Consider the following 22,123-nt stretch of genomic DNA (forward strand, 5'->3'; position numbering starts at 1 on the left):
CATGATGAAAACACGCGTTTACGAATATGCCAAACAGCATAATATGAGCAGCAAGGAAATTCTCAACTTGTTAAAGCGATTGAATATGGAAGTTGCCAATCACATGAGCATCATGGATGAAGCGATGATAGCCAAGATTGAGGAGCATATGGCCAAACTCCGCGCCAATGCCCGTTTTGACAAACCGGCAGGGACAGCCCCGGCGCCGGCCCAGCCGGCGGAACGGAGCGCCGAGAAGACGGAGAAGCAGGCGCATGCGTCGGCAGCGCCGGAGAAACGCAAGGATGGCGGCAAGACCGGACAGCAGGCTGCCGCCGCGGGTCAGCAGCCGCGCAAGAATGACCGGTCGGCCGGAGGAAATGACCGTACCAAAGGGAATCGTCCCGACAATCCGCAGCGGCCGCCGCAGCAAAAAAATCAGGGGAAACAGCAGGAGCGAAAACCATTCGATATGAGAGGCCAACAAAGCAGAGCGCAGGATCAACAGGCAGGTCGTGCCGCCAACACCGTGGACGACCAGGATGATGTGAAAGTTGATGATTTCGAAGACAAGGTAAAGATCCCGGCCAAAGTGGCCCTGGAGAAGCGCGAGAAAATCAAAAAAGCGCCTCCGGCCAAAAAAGGTTTTGAGGAATCGAAGAAAAGCAGCCAGCCGTTTAAGAACAACAACAAACGGCATGACCAGCGCAAGGGAAGCCAGCAGCACCAGCAGCAGCAGCGACCGGCGGCTGAACCGCCGTCGAAGATTACGTTTACGGAGTCATTGACGGTTGCCGAACTGGCGAAAAAACTGCGTAAAGAACCTGCGGAAATCATCAAGAAGCTTTTCGGCCTTGGCATCATGGCCACCATCAACCAGGCTCTTGACAAGGACGCCATCGAGCTGATCTGTGCGGAATACGGCGTGGAAGTGGAAGAGAAAATCGTCATCGACGAAACCAACTTCGAAACCATCGAAGAAGTGGATAACCCGGCCGATCTGGTAGAACGTCCGCCGGTCGTTACCATCATGGGTCACGTCGACCACGGCAAAACCACCCTGCTGGACGCGATCCGCTCCACCAATGTGGTGGCAGGCGAAGCGGGCGGGATTACCCAGCATATCGGGGCCTACCAGGTGGAGATTAAAGGGAAGAAAATCACCTTCCTCGATACGCCGGGTCACGCCGCGTTTACCACGATGCGGGCACGCGGTGCGCAAATCACCGATATTACGGTCCTCGTCGTCGCGGCGGACGACGGCGTCATGCCGCAGACGGTGGAAGCGATCAGCCACGCCAAGGCTGCCAAGGTGCCGATCATCGTGGCGGTCAACAAGATCGACAAGCCGGAAGCGAACGTTGACCGCATCAAGCAGGAATTGACCGAGTACGGGCTGGTTGCCGAGGAATGGGGCGGCGATACGATTTTCTGCCCGATCTCCGCGAAGCAGCGCATCGGGCTGGAAGAGCTGCTCGAATACATCCTGCTGGTAGCCGAAGTGCAGGAGCTGAAAGCCAATCCGAACAAACGGGCGCGCGGTACCGTCGTGGAAGCCGAGCTGGATAAAGGGCGCGGTCCGGTGGCAACCGTACTGGTTCAGCACGGGACGCTCAAGGTGGGCGACCCGATCGTCGTTGGTTCCGCATACGGCCGCGTGCGCGCGATGATCAACGACAAGGGGCGCCGCATCAAGGAAGCGCCGCCGTCCACGCCGGTGGAAATCACGGGGTTGAACGATGTGCCGCAGGCGGGCGACCCGTTCATGGTATTTGAGGATGAGAAAAAAGCCCGGGCGATCGGGGAAGCGCGGGCGACGAAGCAGCGCGAATCGGAGCGCCGCGCAAACAGCCGCGTCTCCCTTGACGATCTCTTCCAGCACATCCAGCAGGGCGAGATCAAGGAGCTGAACCTGATCATCAAGGCCGATGTGCAGGGATCGGTGGAAGCCCTGCGCGGTTCCCTGGAAAAAATCGACGTCAATGGCACCCGTGTGAAAATAATTCACACCGGCGTCGGCGCGATTACGGAATCCGATGTTACGCTGGCCAATGCCTCCAATGCGATCATTATCGGATTCAACGTCAGACCGGAGCCGAACGCGCGCAACATGGCGGAGCAGGAGAAGATCGACATCCGCCTGCACCGCGTCATCTACAATGTGATCGAAGAGATCGAAGCGGCCCTCAAAGGCATGCTCGATCCCGTCTTCAAGGAATCGATCATCGGGACGGCGGAGATCCGTGAGATATTCAAGGTTTCCAAGGTGGGCAACATTGCCGGTTGCTATGTCACCGAAGGGAAAATCACCAGAGACGCGGGAGCCCGTGTCATTCGCGACGGCGTCGTCGTCTACGAAGGCAAGCTGGATACGCTCAAGCGGTTCAAGGACGATGTTCGCGAAGTGATGGCCGGCTATGAGTGCGGCATCACGCTGGAGAAATTCAGCGATTTCAAACAGGGAGATATTATCGAAGCCTTTGTCATGGTCGAAGTGAAGGCCTGATGGTGGGTGTGGAGCGAGTGGAACTGTTTCTGCCCGCCTGCCGCAGCCTGAAAGAGAAGCGGGCGATCATCAAAAGCATCTTGAGCCAGCTCCGGCAGAAGTTTAACGTGTCTGCCGCCGAGATGGCGTACCTGGAGCAGTGGCAGCGATCCGAACTGGCAATCGCTGCCGTTGCCAATGAATCCGCTTTTCTGCAACAACAGCTGGAGGCGGCCGTGCGCCTGGTGGAAATCGCTCCCGGCGTGGAGTTGATCAGGGCCGATACGGAATACTACGACTAAGGCAAATGCGGGGTGATTGCATTGAACAAAACGCGGTTGAGTCGTGTTGGGGAAGAAATCAAAAAGGAACTGAGCGTCCTGCTGCAGCGGGAGATGAAAGATCCGCGAATCGGGTTTGTCACCGTCACCGGCGTAGAGGTAACGAGCGACCTGCAGCTGGCGAAAGTATATGTCAGCATCTTCGGCAGCGCGGAGCAGCGGGAAGCTTCCCTTGCCGGACTGCAAAAGGCAAAGGGATTCCTGCGCTCGGAGATCGGCAAACGGGTCAAGGTGCGCCATGTGCCCGATCTGGTGTTTAAGCTGGATGAGTCGATCGATTACGGCAACCGGATCGACTCCATCCTGCGTGAAATCTCCGCTGAAGGGGACGCAAAGCATGAATAACTATCAGGAAGCGTTGACAGAAGCAGCTCGTTTCATGAAAGCTCACGATCGCTTTCTGATTGTTTCCCATGTGAATCCGGACGGAGATACAACCTCTTCCGCTTTGGCTACCGCCCTGCTGTTGGAGCAGGCCGGGAAAAGCTATGTGATTGTCAATGAAGGGGAGACGCCTTCCAAATTCGGCTTTCTTCCCCGCTTTGAGCGCATTCTGAATTTGTCGGCAGATTCGCTGGAAGAGAGATTCGACGCCGTCATCGCGGTCGATGCCGCGGATGCCCGGCGGATGGGCGAAGTCCGCCATCTGTTCGCCCCGAATGCCCGGATTCTGAATATCGATCACCATCCGACCAACGATTTTTTCGGCACGGTCAATGTGATCCGCACCGATGCAGCCGCGACGGCCGAGATCATGTTTGAGGTGATGGAAGCGGGAGGATTTGCGTGCACGCCGGAGTTGGCGACCTGCCTCTATACCGGGCTGCTGACGGATACGGGCGGGTTTCGCTACTCCAACACCACCTCCCATGTGATGGAGATCGCGGCCAAGCTGCTGCGCTGCGGGGTGAAGCCGGGCGAGATCGCCGAGCGCTGTCTGGAGGAGATTACGCTCAAACATGTCCAGGTTTTGCGGCGCGCCCTGCAATCGCTGAAGCTGACCCACCGCAACCAGGTGGCTTCCCTGAAGATCAGCCACGCCGATCTTTGCGAGACGGGGGCCACGTCGGAGGATGCGAGCGGCTTGGTGAATTACGGACGCAATATCGAGGGCGTGGAAGTGGGCATCTCGTTTTGCGAGCCGGAGCCGGGCGTGGTGAAAGTAAGCTTTCGCGCCCGCGCCCATGTGGATGTCGCGCAGATCGCCAAAAGCTTTGGCGGCGGCGGCCACGCAAAAGCGGCGGGCTGCACCCTGAAAGGGGAGCTGGCGGCGATCGAAGAGCAGGTTTTGGCAAAACTGAGCGAAGTGCTTGGAGTGGGTGTGCATGAATAATCCGCACGGGGTATTGGTTGTACATAAACCGGCCGGCATGACCTCTCACGATTGCGTCATGCGGGTGCGCCGCCTGTTTCAGACCAAAAAAGCGGGGCATACCGGCACGCTGGATCCGGAAGTGAGCGGCGTCCTGCCCGTCTGCATCGGCCATGCCACCCGCATCGTGGAATATCTACAGGAGCTGCCGAAAACGTACGAAGCGGTGATGTGCCTGGGTTCCTCGACGACGACGGAGGATGCGACCGGCGATGTGCTGGAACAGTTGCCGGTGGACGCGTCGGTCATCACCGAAGAGCGCGTCCGTGCCGTTTTCCAACGCTTTCTGGGGGAGATCGAACAGGTTCCCCCCATGTATTCGGCGGTGAAAGTGAAGGGCAAGCGGCTCTACGATCTGGCCAGAGAAGGAAAAACGGTGGAACGGCCCCCCCGCACGGTCACCATCTATGATCTGCAGCTTGCCTCCATCCGCGCGGGAGAGCAGGTGGAGATCGCGTTTGCCTGCCGGTGTTCGAAAGGAACCTACATCCGGACATTGTGCGTGGACATCGGGAAGGCACTGGGCTATCCGGCCCACATGTCCCGGCTGGTCCGAACGGGAAGCGGTCCATTTACCCTGGAGGATGCCGTGACGCTGGACGCGCTGGAAAAGGCCCGGGAGCGCGGCGAGGACTTGTCCGCCTATCTCCTGCCGATCGAGCAGGCGCTTTCCTTTTTGCCGCGCCATGAACTGCCGGCTGCCAGGAAAAAAGCCGTGCTCAACGGTTTGGAAACATCGCTGCCGGATGCGGCCTTTCCCGAGGGAAGCCTTGTCTGCCTCTTTTCGGAGGGGCGGCTGCTGGGGATTCACCGGGTGTGCAAGGGGCCGACGGGCAGCTATGCAAAAGCAGAAAAAGTTTTTCCAGCCGAGGTGGGAATGTGAAGACCGTTCAACTGTCATACCCGTTGCCGGAACAATTGGAAACCGCTCCCTGCGCGATGGCCGTCGGCTTTTTTGACGGCGTCCATCTGGGCCATCGCCGGGTGATTCAAAAAGCCATCGATGTCGCCTCCGCAAACGGTTGGCAGAGTGCGGTGATGACCTTTGATCCCCATCCGCGCGAAGTGCTGGGACAATCCGGGTATACCCGCTATCTGACCCCGCTTCCCGACAAGCTGGAGCAGCTGGAGAAAATGGGGGTGGACACAACCTATGTCATGAAGTTTGATATCGGGTTCTCCGCCGTCTATCCGGAAGATTTCGTCGCGGAATGCCTGCTGCCGCTCCAGGCCAGGCACATTGTCGTCGGCTTCGATTACACGTTCGGCTATCGCGGGATGGGAACGGCACAGACGCTGCAGGAATTGAGCCGCGGCCGTTACGGGCTGGACATCATCAGCCCGGTCAACCGGTACGGGGAAAAGATCAGCAGCACGGTGATCCGGGAATACCTGCACCACGGCGATGTGGAGCAGGTGCGCCATCTGCTCGGCAGGCCGTACAGGGTGAAAGGCACCGTTGTTCACGGCGACAAGCGGGGAAGAACCATCGGCTTCCCCACGGCCAACATCGCCCTGACTGAACCGTATCTCGTCGGGAAGAACGGGGTGTACGGCGTGCGCTTCATCCTGGATGGGCAGCGCTACAACGGGGTGATGAACATTGGCATCAAACCGACCTTTGCCCTGGAGAAAAAAGAGAAATCGCTCGAAGTTCACGTTTTTGACTTTGACCGGGAGATCTATGGCAAGGACGTGCAGATCGAGTTTCTCTTTGCGCTGCGCGAAGAGCAGAAATTTTCCGGCGTGGACGCCTTGATCGCCCAGATTCAGAAAGATGTGGAGACCGCCAAGCAAAAATTTGCTTCCGGCCATTATTAACTTTGCTTTTCGACGTTTCCTGTGCTATAATTCCTTTTGTTCTTTCAAAACCGCAGCTTGGCTGACCGACTCTCACCGGCGGCAGACTCGGCTGTTGGGGATATCGACAAGGAGGTGAGTCATCATGGCACTGTCTCAAGAGCGTAAAAACCAGCTGATCCAGGAATTCCGCACCCATGAGAACGATACGGGTTCTCCGGAAGTTCAGATCGCGATCCTGACCGAGAACATCAACAATCTGAACGAGCACCTGCGCACACACAAGAAAGACCACCACAGCCGTCGTGGTCTGTTGAAGATGGTAGGTCAGCGTCGCAATCTCTTAACCTATCTGAAAGAGAAGGACATTACGCGTTATCGCGCATTGGTAGACCGTCTGGGTCTGCGTCGCTAACGTACGGGGAAAGCGGGAGTATCCCGCTTTTTCTTTTGGCCCATTTTATTTCACTTCAAGCAGGAAATAATACAGACAGGTAGAAAAGATTCATGACGTCATATTGAACCAAAGGAGGACAGCAAGCCACATGGAGCAGCAATTCCGTACATATGATTTCGATCTCGCCGGCCGCAAGCTGACGCTGGAATTTGGCAAGATGGCCAAACAGGCGCACGGTTCGGTGCTGGTGAGATACGGCGATACGGCGGTACTGTCTGCGGTAACGGTTTCGAAAGAACCGAAAGCGCTGGACTTTTTTCCGCTGACCGTCAACTATGAAGAACGTTTGTACGCGGTCGGGAAAATCCCGGGCGGCTTCATCAAGCGCGAAGGACGCCCCAGCGAAAAAGCGATTCTTGCCAGCCGTCTGGTAGACCGGCCGATCCGCCCGTTGTTTCCAGAAGGTTTTCGCAACGAAGTGCAGGTTGTCAATACCGTATTGTCCGTCGATCAGGACTGCTCGCCCGAAATCGCCGCGCTGATCGGCACTTCCGCCGCGCTCTGCGTCTCGGAGATACCGTTCGACGGCCCCATCGGCGGCGTGATTGTCGGACGCGTTGACGGAGAGCTGATCATCAATCCGACCGTCGAGCAGATGGAAAAGAGCGACATTCACCTGGTTGTGGCAGGGACCTATCAGGCCATCAACATGGTGGAGGCAGGGGCGAAGGAAGTGCCCGAAGAGGTGATGCTGGAAGCCATCATGTTCGGCCACACCGTGATTCAGCAGCTCGTCGAATTCCAGAAACAGATCGTGGCGGAGATCGGCAAACCGAAAATGGAAGTGGTGCTGCACGAGATTGATCCGGAGATCGACCAGGCGGTGCGCGCCTATGCGGACGCCAAGCTGCGCGAAGCGATCCGGATTGAAGAGAAGCAGGCCCGCGCCGATGCCATCGATGCCGTAAAAGCCGAGACAAAGGCTCATTTCGAGGCGATTTATCCGGAGCAGGGCGCGGCCATTGACGAAGTGCTGCACAACATCGTCAAGGAAGAAGTACGCCGCCTGATTACCCATGAAAAGATCCGCCCGGATGGACGGGCGCTCAATGAAATCCGCCCGATCTCCAGCGAAGTCTCCATCCTGCCCCGCACGCACGGCTCCGGCCTCTTTACGCGAGGACAGACGCAGGCCCTCAGCGTATGTACGTTGGGAGCCCTGGGCGATGTGCAGATCCTGGACGGCCTCGGGTTGGAAGAATCGAAGCGCTTCATGCACCATTACAACTTCCCGCCGTACAGCGTAGGCGAGGCGCGGCCGCTGCGGGCACCGGGACGACGGGAGATCGGACACGGTGCGCTGGGTGAGCGTGCCATCGAACCGATTATTCCGTCGGAGCATGAATTCCCGTATACGATCCGTCTGGTGTCGGAAGTGATCGAATCCAACGGTTCCACCTCTCAGGCATCCATTTGCGCCAGCGTGCTTGCATTGATGGATGCGGGCGTACCGATCAAAGCGCCGGTGGCAGGGATCGCGATGGGGCTGATCATGAGCGAAGACGGACAGAATTTCTCCATTCTGACGGACATCCAAGGGATGGAAGACCATCTCGGCGACATGGACTTCAAGGTGGCCGGTACGGCAGCAGGCGTGACGGCGCTGCAGATGGACATCAAGATCGCGGGCATCAACCGGGAGATTCTGGAGCAGGCGCTCACCCAAGCGAGAGAAGGCCGGCTGTATATTCTGGAACGCATGCTGGAAACCCTGCCGGCACCGCGCAAAGAGCTGTCTCCCTATGCACCGAAGATTCTCACCCTCACCATCAATCCGGACAAGATTCGCGATGTGATTGGACCACAGGGCCGCGTGATCAACAAAATCATCGAAGAGACCGGCGTAAAAATCGACATCGAACAGGATGGCCGCATCTACATCGCCTCGGTCGATGCGGAAGCCAACCAGCGTGCGAAACAGATCATCGAAGATTTGGTCCGCGAAGTGACGGTCGGACAGACCTATCTGGGAACTGTGAAGCGAATCGAGAAGTACGGTGCGTTTATCGAGCTGTTTGCCGGCAAGGAAGGGCTGTGCCATATCTCGCAGCTGGCGGAGGAGCGGGTGGCCAAGACGGAGGATGTGGTTTCCATCGGCGACAAGGTCATGGTGAAAGTGACAGAGATCGACGACCAGGGACGCATCAACCTCTCCCGCAAAGCGGTGTTGAAGGAGCAGGCTGCGGCTCAGGCGGCTGCGAAAGCGGAATAACATCTTTGCAGAAAAGCTTCGTATCTTTCGGGATCGAAAGCTTTTTTCTTTTTGCCTGCGCTTCTACCCTTCCCGTTTCCCACATACATTGGACAAGAGAAGAGGTTGCTTGGACGGGAGCTTGAAGGAGTGAGAGCGTGGCCAGAAAGAATGTGAAACGGCTGCTGGTGACGGGAACATGCACGGGGGTTCTGCTGTTGGCGGTGGTGAACTCATCCCCGGTCGATCATTTTGTGGGCGTGGTGAAGCAGGGAACCGTTGAGGCGAACCTGCCCATGAAGGAGAGTACGGATGAGCGGCGCAAACTGATTGCGGAATGGCGCAAGACGCGGGAACAAGCACCCGTCGATGCCCGGATCGATCCGGTTTGGAAAGGAGCCATTCCCGGTTATTACGGTCTGGCCGTTGACGAGGAGAAGTCGCTTGCGCGTATGGAACAGACGGGCTTGCTGATACCGGATCAGCTTGTCTATCGGGAAGTTCCGCCTTCTGTTACGCTCGACCAGCTGGGAGCTTACCCGATTTATCGTGGAAATGAACAGAAGCCGGTCGTCTCCTTCATGATCAATGTGGCTTGGGGAAATGAACATCTGGACCGGATCTTGAATACGCTGGACCACTACGGTGTAAAAACCACGTTTTTTCTGGACGGTTCCTGGGTGCGCAGATATCCGGAGCTCGCCCGAAAAATTGCCCAGCGCGGCCATGAGATCGGCAATCATGCCTATTCCCATCCCGACATGAGCAGGCTGTCGGCTGAGAGAATCCGCCAGGAAATCGGGAAAACGCAAGCGGTCATCAAACAGACGCTGGGCATCACGCCGCGCTTGTTCGCGCCGCCATCGGGAGCGTTTGGGCAGCAGGTCGTCACCATCGCCCGGCAGGAGTTCGGCATGAAAACCATCCTGTGGACAGCCGACACCGTTGATTGGCGGAACCCGCCCTTGCAAGAGATGGTCAACCGTGTGGCAGGAAAGATGGGGAATGGGGTGCTGATTCTGATGCATCCCACCGATGTCTCCGCCAAGGGCCTGGAACAGCTCCTGATGATCGCCAAACAAAAAGGGTTGAAAGCGACGACCGTGTCGGAGGTTTTGGATGAGCGGCGGCTAAGTGCACCATAAGGCTCATCTCATGTTGTGGGAATATATGAATTTTGTTATAGTTAGACATGTTCGTACATGACCGGCGCAGCTGGAGAAAAACCTGCCAACGTTTTGCTTTCATTCCAAAGGAGGATTTCTGTGATTCAGCGATACATTTGCGAAAACGGTCTGCGCATTGTGACGGAGAAGATTCCATCCGTACGCTCTGTGGCATTGGGGATTTGGGTGGGGACCGGTTCCAAATATGAAAACGACACCATCAATGGCATTTCCCATTTCCTTGAACACATGTTTTTCAAGGGAACGACTTCCCGCACCGCGAAGGAGATCGCGGAAACATTTGACGAAATCGGGGGAAATGTCAACGCGTTCACGTCAAAAGAGTATACGTGTTACTACGCGCGCGTGCTCGACCAGCATGCCCCGATGGCATTGAACGTGCTGGCCGACATGTTTTTTGAGTCCGTATTTGACAGCGACGAAATCGAAAAAGAGAAAAACGTCGTCATCGAAGAGATCAGCATGTATGAAGACACGCCCGACGATCTTGTGCATGATCTGATTGCCAGGGCCTCCTTCTCGGCGCATCCGCTCGGCTATTCCATTCTGGGAACGGAGGATGTGCTGCGTCGTTTGACCCGGGATGACCTGCTTCACTATATCGAAAAGCGTTATCTGCCGGAGAACACGGTCATTACCGTTGCAGGCAACTTTGACGACGCGCTGCTCGACGCGATCAAGGCCCGTTTTTCCGCCTTTGCCCGCCCAGGCCAGGCGGTTGACCTGCAGCCCCCGGGCTTTGCAGCCGGGACGATCGTCCAGCAGAAAGCGACGGAACAGGCCCATCTCTGCATCGCGCTGCCCGGTTATCATGTCGGCCATGATGATATTTATTCGCTGATCCTGCTCAACAACATCCTGGGAGGCAGCATGAGCTCCCGTCTCTTCCAGGAGATCAGGGAAGAAAGGGGCCTCGCCTATTCGGTCTATTCCTACCATTCCGCCTATAAGGAGACGGGCACCTTTACCATCTATACGGGAACGGCGCCGGAGCATGTGGGCCAGGTGTTCGACATCGTCTCCCATATCCTGGCGGACGTATGCGAAAAAGGGATTACCGACAAAGAGCTGAACAAGGGAAAAGAGCAGTTGAAAGGCAGCCTGATGCTCAGCCTGGAGAGCACCAACAGCCGCATGAACCGGCTGGGCAAAAACGAGCTGCTGCTGGGCAGGCATTTCAGCCTGGATGAGATCATCGCCAAAATCGACAAGGTCACCCACGCTTCGGTCCAGGCCGTCGCCCGCGAGCTGTTCCGTTCCAGCATGGCGCTGGCGATGGTAAGTCCGCTGGAAGGTTTCCCAGATAACGTGAAAAACGATGTCCTGGTTCGCTGAGAAGAGGGGATGCCCCTCTCAGGCTGTCGATAAAATCGGCAGCCATTTTTGTTTCACAGCGGTCTTCTGTTCCCGCAGCGGGGAAAAATCCGGCATAGGCCGGATTTTTTCGCGTATATGATACCAAAACGGACATGATGTTCCGGACGCAGGAGGTGGGGAGCGATGCGGCTGAGCGAATTCAGCGGCAAGGAGATTATCGGCCTTGATACCGGAGAGCGCATGGGGGTGATCGGGCAATCGGATCTGGAAATCAATGCCGCTACCGGCGAGATTACGGCCATCATCCTGCCGGAATCCTCATTTTGGGGATGGGGAAAACGGAAGGAGGAGGTGGTGATCCCCTGGAACGCGATTGTGAAGATCGGACCTGATATGATCATCGTCGGCGGGCTGAAGGCGAACAACCAGGTAGCGGGCAAATAGGTTCATTGTCACCTAACCATGGGGTTTCGAATAGGATGGGGTAGATCGCAACGCTTTTTTCCGAATTCCGTCTTTTGTGCAGTCGCACGGAAAAAACCTTTTGCGTTTCGCTTGTTTAATGCAGTAAAATGTGTGGAAAGGGGAACGCAGCATGCTAACGGGGATACATGTTGCCTTCGTCGGCGGTGACATGCGGCAGCTGGAAGTGATCAAACGCTGCATCCAGCTCGACGCAAGCGTTACGCTGATCGGCTTTGACAACCTGGAGAGCATCTTCACAGGGGCAACGAAAAAACCATTAACATGCGATGTGTTGAAAGACGTTGACGCACTCGTCCTGCCCATGGTGGGCACCGATGATCACGGGATTGTCGAGAGCATCTTCTGCTCGAAGCCGCTGCAGCTGGTGGAGGAACACGCAGATGCCCTGCCGCAGTCGTGCGTGGTTTACACGGGGATGGCGAAGCCTTATTTGAAGGCGCTGCTCGCCAAACGGCAGATCCCGCTCGTCGAACTGCTGGACCGCGATGATGTGGCCATCTACAACTCGATTCCCACGATGGAAGGCGCGCTGATGATGGCGATCCAGAATACGGATATCACCATCCACGGCTCACAGGTGATCGTCCTTGGACTCGGCAGGGTGGGTATGTCGCTGGCACGCGCTTTGCACGCCCTGGGTGCCCGCGTCAGAGTCGGGGCAAAACGTCCGGAACACATAGCTCGTATCTATGAGATGGGGATCACACCTTTCCATCTCAGCGAATTGAAACAGCAGGTAACCAATGCTGACATCATTTTCAACACGATCCCGCACCTGATTCTTACGGCAGAAGTGATTGCCCAGATGCCGCAGTCAACCTTCATACTGGACCTCGCCTCCAAACCGGGGGGAACCGATTTTCGCTTTGCGGAACGGCGCGGCGTCAAGGCCTTGCTCGCTCCCGGGCTGCCTGGTATTGTTGCGCCGAAAACGGCAGGACAGATTCTTGCGAACACGCTGTCCCGCTTGATTGCCGAACAATGCGCAAACCGGGAGGTATCAGCATGAGCGACCTGAAGGGCAAAACGATTGGCTGGGGCTTGTCGGGCTCACACTGCACGTTTGAGGAGACGATGCCGCAGATCAAACGGGTCGTCGAAGCGGGGGCGCGGGTTATCCCGGTCGTTACCCATACGGTGATGACAACGGATACGCGCTTCGGCACTTCTGCCGATTGGCAGAAGCAGCTGGTCGAAATCACCGGGGAGAAAATCATCGCCACCATTCCGGAAGCGGAACCGCTGGGGCCGTCCAAGCTGTTTGATGCCATGGTGATCGCGCCGTGCACGGGAAACACGACGAGCCGCCTGGCCAATGCGATCACCGACAGCGCCGTGTTGATGGCAGCCAAGGCGACCATGCGCAACTTGCGCCCGATCGTGGTGGCCATCTCCACTAACGATGGTTTGGGGCTTAATTTTGCCAACATCGCGAAACTTTTGACCGCCAAAAATATTTTTTTTGTGCCGTTCGGGCAGGATGCGCCGGAGAAGAAACCGAATTCTCTCGTAGCCCGCATGGACTTGATCAAGGAGACGTGTGAGGCCGCCCTGGATGGCAGGCAGCTGCAGCCGCTGCTGATCGAAAGGTATCTCTATTAACCGATACATGATTTTTACCGGTCGTGGGAGGAGAAAAATGATGAACCAGAAGACGTACAATGTTGCCGTTGTCGGCGCGACGGGTGCTGTTGGACAGCACATCATTTCCCTTCTGGAGGAGCGCAATTTTCCCGTGAATGAACTGAAGCTGCTTGCTTCGGGCCGTTCGGCGGGGAAAACGGTAACGTTCAAAGGAAAAGCGATCACGATTGAGGAAGCCAAACCGGATAGTTTTGTCGGCGTTCACTTTGCCCTTTTCAGCGCGGGCGGGGCTGTCAGCAAGGAGCTGGCGCCGCACGCGGCACGCCATGGCGCCGTGGTGATCGACAACACCAGCGCATTCCGGATGGATCCGGAAGTGCCGCTCGTCGTGCCGGAAGTGAACATGCACGCCGCGTTCTCCCATAAAGGCATCATCGCGAATCCGAACTGCTCGACCATTCAGATGGTGGCTGCCTTGAAGCCTCTGTATGACCGTTTTGGCATTGACCGCATCATCGTCTCCACCTATCAGGCCGTTTCCGGCGCCGGGGCGTCCGCGATCAACGAACTGCTGACGCAGTCGCGCGACGTGCTGGACGGCAAACCGGTGGAACCCAAGGTGCTGCCGGTAGCGAAACTGCCGGTGCATCACCAGATCGCCTTCAACGCGATTCCGCAAATTGACGTCTTTACCGAGAACGGCTTCACTTTTGAAGAGATGAAAATGGTCAACGAGACGAAGAAGATCCTCGAGGACGACAATGTTCTGGTATCCGCTACCTGCGTGCGTATTCCGGTCGTGTACGGCCACTCCGAAGCCGTTTACGTGGAGTTGAAGCAGGATTTCGAGCTGGAGGAAGTGAAAGCTTTGCTGCATGACGCTCCAGGGGTTGTGCTGGTGGATGATCCCGCCCAGCAGCGTTACCCGCTGGCAACCGAAGCGGCCGGCAAGCTGGAGGTCTTTGTGGGACGCGTGCGGCGCGACCTGCATCATCCGCGCGGCCTGCATCTGTGGATTGTGTCCGACAACCTGCTGAAGGGAGCGGCATGGAATACCGTGCAAATCGCGGAGGAACTTATCAAGGCTGAACGGTAGGAGAGAGAAAGGTGAAAATTCTCGTCCAAAAATTTGGTGGTTCCTCCCTGACAACCGCGGATTGTCGGGCAAGAGCCATTACCCATATCGAACGAGCGCTGTCGGAAGGGTACGCGCTCGTTGTCGTTGTTTCGGCGATGGGGCGCAAAGGCGACCCGTACGCAACGGATACCTTGCTGCAGCTGATCCGGGAGAACGGCAACAGTCTGCCGGCGCGTGAGACGGATCTGCTTCTTCATACCGGAGAAATCATCTCGGCTGCGGTCATGTGCAGCCAGCTGAACGAACGGGGGATACGGGCCACCATTTTGACGGGGGGCCAGGCCAACATCATCACGACCGATGATTTTTCCAACGCCCAGATTCTGTCGATCGACCCCAAGCGGATCAAACAGGAGCTGGAAGCGGGAAAGGTCGTCATCGTACCCGGCTTTCAAGGCAGGACGGCCGACTGGGAGATCACGACGCTGGGACGCGGCGGCAGCGATACGACGGCCACCGCGCTGGGCGTTGCCCTGCAGGCCGAGATGGTTGACATCTTTACGGACGTCAATGGCATCATGACGGCTGATCCGCGGATCGTTGAGGAAGCCCAACCCCTCGAAGCGGTTACCTATACTGAGATCTGCAACATGGCCCATCTTGGCGCCAAGGTGATCCACCCGCGCGCCGTGGAGATCGCCATGCAGGCCCATGTCCCGATCCGCGTACGCTCCACCTTCTCGGACGACGAAGGCACGCTGGTGACAACCCTGCATGAGATCGGGCGGATCAGCGGCCCTGTCAGGGATCGCCTGATCATGGGGATCGCCCACGTCCCCAATATCACCCAAATCAAGGTGTTTGCCAAGGAAGGGCAGTATGACACGCAGCTGCGGGTATTCAAGGCCATGGCGCAGCATCATATCAGTGTGGATTTCATCAATGTCAATCCGCTTGGCGTTGCCTATACCGTCCATGACCAGATGGCTGACAAGGCGGTCGGCATCCTGCGGGAGATGGGGTATGAGCCGCAGATTCTGCCGCACTGCGCCAAGGTCTCCGTGGTAGGAGCGGGCATGGCGGGGGTTCCGGGCGTGATGGCCCAGATCGTGGAGGCGCTGACCAATGAAGACATTCAGATTTTGCAGTCGGCCGACTCCCACACCACCATCTGGGTCCTGCTCCATGAAGCGGATATGGTGAAGGCCATTCGCGCCTTGCACCGCCAATTCCAATTACATTCTGGCCGAAAGTGAAAGGACTGATTCTTTGTGGCACATTTTGGGCGTCTGGTTACCGCGATGGTCACACCGTTTGACGAACAGCTTCGGATTGATTTTGACAAAACGGAACGGCTGATTGATCACCTGCTGGCGACGGGAACGGAAGGGTTGGTTGTGAGCGGCACCACCGGTGAATCGCCGACGCTGTCGGCAGCCGAAAAGCTGGAACTATTCCGCCATGTGGTGTCATACGTAAAGGGACGCTGCCATGTGATCGCCGGCACCGGCAGCAACAATACGGCATCCAGCATCGAATTTACCCAAGCGGCTGCAGAGACGGGCGTCGATGCCGTCATGGTGGTGGCTCCGTATTACAGCCGTCCTTCCCAGGAAGGGTTGTACCAGCACTTCAAGGCGGTTGCGGAGGCGACGACGCTGCCGGTGATGCTGTACAACGTGCCTACCCGCACCGGCGTGAACATGACCGCACAAACCACGCTCCGGCTGGCGCAGCTGCCCAATGTCGTCTGCATCAAGGAAGCATCGGGCAATCTCTCCCAGATGGCCCAGATCATCGAGCATGCGCCGGAAGGCTTCGAATTGTACAGCGGCGATGACGGGCTGACCCTGCCGGTGCTCGCCATCGGCGGCGTAGGCATCGTCAGCGTGGCGAGCCACGTGGTGGGTGCTGACATGACGGAGATGATCTCCGCCTTTTTTGCCGGCAATCATGCCCGGGCGGCATCGATCCACCGCAAGCTGCTGCCGGTCTTTGAAGGGCTGTTCGCCTACCCGAGCCCGGTGCCAACGAAGACGGCCCTGGAACTCATCGGCGTACCGGTGGGCGGCGTACGCCTGCCGTTGGTCGATCTTACCGAAGAAGAGCGTGCGTTCGTCCAATCCATTCTGCCTCGGAAATAATGCCCAGCCTCTTACTCACCCGGCACAGCATCCTGCTGCTACCGGGTGTTTTGCTGTGCGGCCCGAGCCTGCCCGCGTCATTCGATTGGCGGGTGGGTTTTCATACCATATTGAAAAGTTTAAACTCTTTAAATGATAAAGCGATGTAAGAAAAGTTGGGGGCCCCCGCCGACAAGAGCGTTAGCTTAAGTCGGCGGGGTTTTTCTCACTTGTGTTTGCCTTTTTCTTTCGGGTATAATGAATACAAGTGATTTGGGGCGGTTAAAAAGAGTGTAATGACAACTAAATATAGGAGGTTCAACTTTGCACAAGTCTCAACACAGCGTTCTCATTTTCGCCCTGGGCGGAGTAGGCGAAATTGGGAAGAACATGTACGTGATCCGTTCGGACGATGACATCGTGGTGATCGACGCCGGTCTGAAGTTCCCGGAGGAAGAAATGCTGGGAATCGACATGGTGATACCGGACATCACGTACCTGGAGGAAAACCGCGACAAGGTTCGCGGCATTATTATCACACACGGACATGAGGATCACATCGGCGGATTAAGCTATGTACTGAAGCATCTGAATGTACCCGTATACGCAACCAAACTCACCCTTGGATTGATTGAAGCAAAACTGAAGGAAGCGGGCATCCTAAACACAACCAAGCGTCATTTGATCACCACCGATTCGGAAATTCAGCTTGGATCGGTAAAAGCGACGTTTTTCCGTGTTAATCACAGCATTCCCGACAGCGTCGGCGTCTGCCTGGAAACACCGGAAGGGACGATTGTGCACACGGGTGACTTCAAGTTCGATCAGACGCCTGTGAGCGGTCAAGCGGCTGACATCGCCAAAATGGCCATGATCGGAGAACGGGGCGTTCTGTGCCTGTTGTCTGACAGCACCAATGCGGAGCGTCCGGGCTTTACCGGCTCCGAACGCGCCGTCGGGGAAGCCATTAAGGACGTGTTTCGCAGAGCGGAAGGCCGCATCGTGGTCTCCACGTTTGCTTCCAACGTTCATCGCATCCAACAGGTGCTGGATGCTGCCGTCATGTACAACCGCAAAGTAACGGTAGTCGGCCGCAGCATGGTGAACGTGATCAACATCAGCATGGATTTAGGATATCTGCGTGCACCAAAAGGCTTGATCGTGGAAGTGGATGAGATCAACAAGCTTCCAGCCGATCAGGTGGTAATACTGTCAACCGGAAGTCAGGGTGAGCCCATGTCCGCGCTCACCCGCATGGCCCGATCCGCCCATCGGAAAATCGACATCCTTCCGGGAGATACCGTAATCATTGCCGCAACCCCGATCCCTGGCAATGAAAAATATGTGGCCCGCACGATCGACCAATTGTATCGGGCGGGAGCCGAAGTGATTTATGGCGGACATGGTCCGAATGGCACCGTACACGTTTCCGGACACGGCAGCCAGGAAGAGCTTCGCCTGATGCTCAACCTGATCCGGCCCAAATATTTCATCCCGATACACGGGGAATTCCGTATGCTGCGCATGCACGGCATTCTTGCCGAGCAGGTCGGCATCCCGTCGGAGAATATTTTCCTGCTGGATAACGGCGATACCGTGGAGATCTCCGGGGGTGTCGCCCGTTACGGCCCGAAAGTGCATGCCGGCAATGTGCTGATCGATGGACTCGGCGTCGGGGACGTCGGCAATATTGTTTTACGCGACCGCAAATTACTGTCTCAAGATGGCATACTGGTAGTTGTCGTTACACTCAGCAAACAAAACGGTACGATTTTGTCCGGTCCTGATATCATTTCCCGCGGATTTGTCTATGTTCGCGAATCGGAGACTCTGCTAGACGAAGCGAACCGAATCGTCACCCAAACACTGCTAAAATGTATGGAAGAAAACGTGAATGAATGGTCTTCGTTGAAAAACAACGTGAAGGACGCACTGGGCCGCTTCTTGTATGACCAGACGCGGCGCCGCCCGATGATCCTGCCGATCATCATGGAAGTATAGTGCGCAGACGTGGAAGGGAGTCGGCCATCCTTGCGAAGAGGATGGACCGGCTCCTTTCCTGTTTGTGCCGGAATTTGCCACAGGGATCCCACTTGAACGCAGCCGTCCGCTTGCGCCGTGCCGGTGCATCAATCTGCCTTTGGCTATCCATACTAAAGAAGGAAAGCGAAGGAGGTTACCAAGATGCCCGCAGGGAAATATACCGATTTTCTCAATCGTCCCCCGTTCTCCAACAATCAGGAGCCGCAGCCGCCCACCCCGGATGAGATGCCGGGAGGGGAAGATGCCAAAAAGCGCATTCTCGACACCATTACACAATTGGGGCAAACCAATGTGCCGCAGCTCGAAAGCAATATCTATTGCCTGTCGATCATCGGCCAGGTGGAAGGGCATATTCAACTTCCTCCCCAGAACAAAACGACGAAATACGAACACATCATCCCCCAGCTTGTGGCAGCCGAGCAGAACAGCAAAATCGAAGGCGTGCTGGTCCTGCTGAACACGGTGGGGGGGGATGTGGAGGCCGGACTGGCGATCGCCGAGATGGTCGCTTCCCTGACCAAGCCGGTGGTGACATTGGTGCTGGGGGGCGGACACAGCATCGGCGTGCCGATCGCGGTGGCCGGCAACTATTCGTTCATTGCGGAAACGGCGACCATGACGATCCATCCGATCCGGCTTACCGGCCTGGTCATCGGCGTTCCCCAAACCTTTGAATATCTGGACAAGATGCAGGATCGCGTCGTGCAATTCATCGCCAAGCATTCCCGGATCACGCAGGAGCAGTTCAAGGATCTGATGCTGAGAACGGGCGAGCTGACGCGCGATATCGGAACCAATGTGATCGGAGCCGATGCCGTGAAGTACGGGTTGATCGACGAGGTGGGGGGACTGGGCAAGGCGCTGAAAAAATTGAATGAACTGATTGAAAAGGCACGCACGGAGGAGAAGATCACGCAATGATACTCTATACCCCCATGCCGTTGGAACTGGTGTACGCCGACTTTCACAAGGTGGAGAAGCAGGAGATCCAGGAAGTTGACATGGGAGGCGGCGTGAAGATGTTGGTGGAGCCCACGGGAAAATATCAGGGCAGAATCATTCGGCTGATTTCCCCCAATCCGCAGGATTACTTGAATCCCCGTTATGCGCCGGGTCAAACCATCTCCTTTCAACCCGATTTTTCGTAGCGAATTCTCCCTGTATTTCTCTCAAATTCCTGTGGTATACTAAGATTAGTCGCAGCCGGTAACAAGTCGGCTGCCTTTTCATTCTATCCGGGAGGAGGCATGCCAGTGGGCAGAGAGCGAAAAAAAACCAATGTGGCATGGGCCTCGGTAGCAAAGATTGAGCTGACTGGTCTCGTCGTCATCGTGCTTTCCCTCATCGGCCTGTTGGAAAGCGGCTGGCTAGGGAAACATGTGCTCTCTTTTTTCTTTCGGTTTCTGGCCGGATCCTACGACTTTGTGATCCCGCTGCTGTTGATCGGTTTTTCCCTGTATACCATGTTTACCCGCAAACCATTTCGGGTGAACTCGCAGGTGTTTGGGTCCTTTCTTCTTCTTGTGGCCACCCTGCTGTGGGCGCATTTGCAATTTTACGAAGAGATCACCGCGAACGGCCGATTTGCCGACCAAAGCATTGTCCGGGTAACCTGGGATCATCTGTGGCTGGATCAGAGTCAAAAGGTTTCCACGACGGATGTGGCGGGGGGCATGATCGGAGCCCTGCTTTTCGCCCTGTGCAACAGCTTGTTTGGCACGATCGGCACGGGGCTGATCATCGGCCTGCTCTACCTGGTGGGGCTCATGTTCCTGTTTAATCTTTCGTACGTGGAGATCCTGCTGTTTGTCAAAAACAGAACGCAGCAGCTGTATGAGAAAGGCAAAGAGTCCATAAAGGATTCGCTCCAGCTGCTGCAGGAAGAAAGCGAAAAACGGAAGGAGCAGAAAGAAAAACGGAAAGCGGAGAAAACGGCAGCCGCCGTTTCGCCGCCTGTCGCGGGCGATGACGAAAACGATGCGACGACGGACGTGAACGAACCGCAGGCAGCCGAAGAGGTGCCGGTTGCTCCCGTGATCCGCGACTTTGCGGAGCGGCTGTTGGCGGAAGAGGAACAGCCGGTCAGCGGTAAGCCGATCGTCCCGATCGCCAAGGAAATCACATTCTCCCTGGAAGGGGAGGAAGCCATTTTTGGCACCCTGGAAAGCGAAGAGATCAATCCCGCTCCCTATCTTATCCCCAGTCTGGACATGCTGTCCCGTCCCAAGGCATACATACCCGGCAAAGAGGTTGATCACACGTCCAATGCCGCCAAGCTTGTGCAGACGCTCAAAAGCTTCGGCGTCAGCGCCATCGTTTCGGAGGTTCACCGGGGTCCTGCGGTCACCCGCTATGAGATTCAGCCGGCAACCGGGGTGAAGGTGAGCCGGATCGTCAGTCTGACCGATGACCTGGCGCTGGCGCTGGCCGCCAAAGATATCCGGATCGAAGCGCCGATCCCCGGCAAATCGGCCATCGGCATCGAGGTGCCCAATGCCGAAGTGGCCGTCGTGTCGCTTCGGGAAGTGCTGGAATCTCCCCAATACCAGGACGCCGGCGGCAAGCTGACCGTGGCGTTGGGACGGGATATCTCGGGGGAACCGATTGTCGCCGATCTGGCGAAGATGCCCCACCTGCTGGTCGCCGGCGCGACCGGAAGCGGCAAATCGGTCTGCATTAACAGCTTGATCATGAGCCTCCTGTTCAAGGCGCGTCCGGACGAAGTGAAACTGATGATGGTCGACCCCAAGATGGTGGAGCTGAATGTCTACAACGGCATCCCCCACCTCCTGGCACCCGTTGTGACAGACCCGCGCCGTGCCTCCGTCGCCCTGAAAAAAGTGGTGGCGGAGATGGAGAGGCGCTACAACCTTTTTGCCAAGACGGGGGCCCGCAATATCGAGATGTACAACCAGCAGATCGGCTTGCAGATGGATGCGGGCATGAAAGCGGCCAAACTGCCGTATATCGTGGTGATCGTCGACGAGCTGGCCGACTTGATGATGGTGGCTCCGGGGGAAGTGGAGGATGCGATCTGCCGTCTCGCCCAGATGGCCCGGGCTGCCGGCATTCATCTGATTATCGCGACACAGCGGCCGTCCGTCGACGTGATCACCGGCGTGATCAAGGCCAATATCCCGTCCCGCATTGCCTTCGGCGTTTCCTCCATGGCGGATTCCCGCACCATTCTGGACATGGGCGGGGCGGAGAAGCTGCTGGGGCGCGGGGATATGCTGTTTTTGCCGATGGGAGCGTCCAAGCCGATCCGCGTGCAGGGAGCGTTCGTATCGGACAAGGAAGTGGAGGAGGTGGTCCGCTTCGTCAAGGACCAGCAGGAGGCAGCCTATCACGAGGAAATGATCCCCGAAGAAACGGCGGAAGAGCAGCAAGCGGTCGTCGATGACGAATTGTTTGACCAGGCCGTGCAGATTGTGGTGGAGGCCCAATCCGCTTCGGCCTCCCTGCTGCAGCGCCGGCTGCGGATCGGCTACACCCGCGCCGCCAGGCTGATCGACATGATGGAAGCCCAGGGCATCGTCGGGCCTTATGAAGGCAGCAAGCCGCGCGAGGTGCGCGTACCGCGGCCTCCGGCGGAAAGCCACATTTCCTGACCGGCTGCAAGCCTTCCTGTCTGGTGAAATGGGACAAATTTTTGGCTTGCATGATTCTCGCCGCTTAAG

20 protein-coding genes are annotated in these 22,123 nt (G+C 56.9%); all 20 read left to right on the plus strand.

From position 1 onward, the window contains the following. Positions 1-4: 4 nt before the first annotated feature. The 20 genes from infB (at position 5) to G3578_RS02645 (ending at position 22,054) form a co-directional block, all read left to right on the plus strand. A complete protein-coding gene (gene infB / locus G3578_RS02550; RefSeq protein WP_165208285.1) occupies positions 5-2,485 on the plus strand; it encodes a translation initiation factor IF-2 in 2,481 nt (826 codons plus the stop codon). Further along, positions 2,485-2,766: a DUF503 domain-containing protein gene (locus G3578_RS02555; protein ID WP_165208287.1), complete on the plus strand. Its 282-nt coding sequence runs from the start codon at positions 2,485-2,487 to the stop codon at positions 2,764-2,766. The genes infB and G3578_RS02555 overlap by 1 nt, the downstream gene beginning before the upstream one ends. A gap of 21 nt (positions 2,767-2,787) precedes the next feature. Further along, the gene (gene rbfA / locus G3578_RS02560) at positions 2,788-3,150 is read left to right on the plus strand and encodes a 30S ribosome-binding factor RbfA (RefSeq protein ID WP_165208289.1); all 363 of its coding nucleotides are present in this window, start codon (positions 2,788-2,790) and stop codon (positions 3,148-3,150) included. Then, the gene (locus tag G3578_RS02565; protein ID WP_165208291.1) at positions 3,143-4,138 is read left to right on the plus strand and encodes a DHH family phosphoesterase; all 996 of its coding nucleotides are present in this window, start codon (positions 3,143-3,145) and stop codon (positions 4,136-4,138) included. Before rbfA ends, G3578_RS02565 begins: the two co-directional genes overlap by 8 nt. Continuing rightward, positions 4,131-5,060 (plus strand): tRNA pseudouridine(55) synthase TruB, encoded by a 930-nt coding sequence (gene truB, locus G3578_RS02570; protein ID WP_165208293.1) that lies wholly within the window; start codon positions 4,131-4,133, stop codon positions 5,058-5,060. The genes G3578_RS02565 and truB overlap by 8 nt, the downstream gene beginning before the upstream one ends. Next, complete coding sequence (locus tag G3578_RS02575; RefSeq protein ID WP_165208295.1) at positions 5,057-5,998, plus strand: bifunctional riboflavin kinase/FAD synthetase; 942 nt, start codon at positions 5,057-5,059, stop codon at positions 5,996-5,998. The genes truB and G3578_RS02575 overlap by 4 nt, the downstream gene beginning before the upstream one ends. Before the next feature lie 124 nt (positions 5,999-6,122). Then, the gene (rpsO, locus tag G3578_RS02580; RefSeq protein WP_165208297.1) at positions 6,123-6,392 is read left to right on the plus strand and encodes a 30S ribosomal protein S15; all 270 of its coding nucleotides are present in this window, start codon (positions 6,123-6,125) and stop codon (positions 6,390-6,392) included. 130 nt (positions 6,393-6,522) lie between these two features. After that, on the plus strand, positions 6,523-8,646 hold the full coding sequence (locus G3578_RS02585; protein WP_165208299.1) for a polyribonucleotide nucleotidyltransferase: 2,124 nt from the start codon (positions 6,523-6,525) through the stop codon (positions 8,644-8,646). A gap of 137 nt (positions 8,647-8,783) precedes the next feature. After that, a complete protein-coding gene (locus G3578_RS02590) occupies positions 8,784-9,770 on the plus strand; it encodes a polysaccharide deacetylase family protein (RefSeq protein ID WP_346773942.1) in 987 nt (328 codons plus the stop codon). A 120-nt stretch (positions 9,771-9,890) separates the two neighbouring features. After that, complete coding sequence (locus tag G3578_RS02595) at positions 9,891-11,147, plus strand: insulinase family protein (RefSeq protein WP_165208301.1); 1,257 nt, start codon at positions 9,891-9,893, stop codon at positions 11,145-11,147. A gap of 165 nt (positions 11,148-11,312) precedes the next feature. Beyond that, positions 11,313-11,573 (plus strand): YlmC/YmxH family sporulation protein, encoded by a 261-nt coding sequence (locus tag G3578_RS02600; protein WP_165208303.1) that lies wholly within the window; start codon positions 11,313-11,315, stop codon positions 11,571-11,573. A 151-nt stretch (positions 11,574-11,724) separates the two neighbouring features. Then, on the plus strand, positions 11,725-12,624 hold the full coding sequence (gene dpsA / locus G3578_RS02605) for a dipicolinate synthase subunit DpsA (protein WP_165208304.1): 900 nt from the start codon (positions 11,725-11,727) through the stop codon (positions 12,622-12,624). Next, a complete protein-coding gene (locus G3578_RS02610) occupies positions 12,621-13,217 on the plus strand; it encodes a dipicolinate synthase subunit B (RefSeq protein ID WP_165208305.1) in 597 nt (198 codons plus the stop codon). The genes dpsA and G3578_RS02610 overlap by 4 nt, the downstream gene beginning before the upstream one ends. A gap of 37 nt (positions 13,218-13,254) precedes the next feature. After that, on the plus strand, positions 13,255-14,295 hold the full coding sequence (locus G3578_RS02615; protein WP_165208306.1) for an aspartate-semialdehyde dehydrogenase: 1,041 nt from the start codon (positions 13,255-13,257) through the stop codon (positions 14,293-14,295). An 11-nt stretch (positions 14,296-14,306) separates the two neighbouring features. Further along, positions 14,307-15,533, plus strand: coding sequence for an aspartate kinase (gene dapG / locus G3578_RS02620; protein ID WP_165208307.1), 1,227 nt, complete (start codon positions 14,307-14,309; stop codon positions 15,531-15,533). A gap of 15 nt (positions 15,534-15,548) precedes the next feature. Further along, positions 15,549-16,421 (plus strand): 4-hydroxy-tetrahydrodipicolinate synthase, encoded by an 873-nt coding sequence (dapA, locus tag G3578_RS02625; RefSeq protein ID WP_165208308.1) that lies wholly within the window; start codon positions 15,549-15,551, stop codon positions 16,419-16,421. 303 nt (positions 16,422-16,724) lie between these two features. Next, positions 16,725-18,401 (plus strand): ribonuclease J, encoded by a 1,677-nt coding sequence (locus G3578_RS02630; protein ID WP_165208309.1) that lies wholly within the window; start codon positions 16,725-16,727, stop codon positions 18,399-18,401. A gap of 183 nt (positions 18,402-18,584) precedes the next feature. Next, on the plus strand, positions 18,585-19,364 hold the full coding sequence (locus tag G3578_RS02635; RefSeq protein ID WP_165208310.1) for a ClpP family protease: 780 nt from the start codon (positions 18,585-18,587) through the stop codon (positions 19,362-19,364). After that, the gene (locus tag G3578_RS02640) at positions 19,361-19,591 is read left to right on the plus strand and encodes a YlzJ-like family protein (RefSeq protein ID WP_165208311.1); all 231 of its coding nucleotides are present in this window, start codon (positions 19,361-19,363) and stop codon (positions 19,589-19,591) included. The genes G3578_RS02635 and G3578_RS02640 overlap by 4 nt, the downstream gene beginning before the upstream one ends. A 99-nt stretch (positions 19,592-19,690) precedes the next feature. After that, positions 19,691-22,054, plus strand: coding sequence for an FtsK/SpoIIIE family DNA translocase (locus tag G3578_RS02645; RefSeq protein ID WP_165208313.1), 2,364 nt, complete (start codon positions 19,691-19,693; stop codon positions 22,052-22,054). Positions 22,055-22,123: the final 69 nt, after the last annotated feature.

The sequence above is a fragment of the Brevibacillus sp. SYP-B805 genome, assembly GCF_011059135.1.
GTDB lineage: Bacteria > Bacillota > Bacilli > Brevibacillales > Brevibacillaceae > Brevibacillus_F.

Excerpts from the sequence above, each read along its gene's own strand:
- G3578_RS02600 (WP_165208303.1), top strand. The coding sequence starts at position 11,313 with ATGCGGCTGAGCGAATTCAGCGGCAAGGAGATTATCGGCCTTGATACC.
- G3578_RS02565 (WP_165208291.1), top strand. The coding sequence starts at position 3,143 with ATGAATAACTATCAGGAAGCGTTGACAGAAGCAGCTCGTTTCATGAAA.
- G3578_RS02635 (WP_165208310.1), top strand. The coding sequence starts at position 18,585 with ATGCCCGCAGGGAAATATACCGATTTTCTCAATCGTCCCCCGTTCTCC.
- G3578_RS02555 (WP_165208287.1), top strand. The coding sequence starts at position 2,485 with ATGGTGGGTGTGGAGCGAGTGGAACTGTTTCTGCCCGCCTGCCGCAGC.
- G3578_RS02640 (WP_165208311.1), top strand. The coding sequence starts at position 19,361 with ATGATACTCTATACCCCCATGCCGTTGGAACTGGTGTACGCCGACTTT.
- G3578_RS02645 (WP_165208313.1), top strand. The coding sequence starts at position 19,691 with ATGCCAGTGGGCAGAGAGCGAAAAAAAACCAATGTGGCATGGGCCTCG.
- rpsO (WP_165208297.1), top strand. The coding sequence starts at position 6,123 with ATGGCACTGTCTCAAGAGCGTAAAAACCAGCTGATCCAGGAATTCCGC.
- G3578_RS02615 (WP_165208306.1), top strand. The coding sequence starts at position 13,255 with ATGATGAACCAGAAGACGTACAATGTTGCCGTTGTCGGCGCGACGGGT.
- dpsA (WP_165208304.1), top strand. The coding sequence starts at position 11,725 with ATGCTAACGGGGATACATGTTGCCTTCGTCGGCGGTGACATGCGGCAG.
- G3578_RS02585 (WP_165208299.1), top strand. The coding sequence starts at position 6,523 with ATGGAGCAGCAATTCCGTACATATGATTTCGATCTCGCCGGCCGCAAG.
- truB (WP_165208293.1), top strand. The coding sequence starts at position 4,131 with ATGAATAATCCGCACGGGGTATTGGTTGTACATAAACCGGCCGGCATG.
- infB (WP_165208285.1), top strand. The coding sequence starts at position 5 with ATGAAAACACGCGTTTACGAATATGCCAAACAGCATAATATGAGCAGC.
- G3578_RS02610 (WP_165208305.1), top strand. The coding sequence starts at position 12,621 with ATGAGCGACCTGAAGGGCAAAACGATTGGCTGGGGCTTGTCGGGCTCA.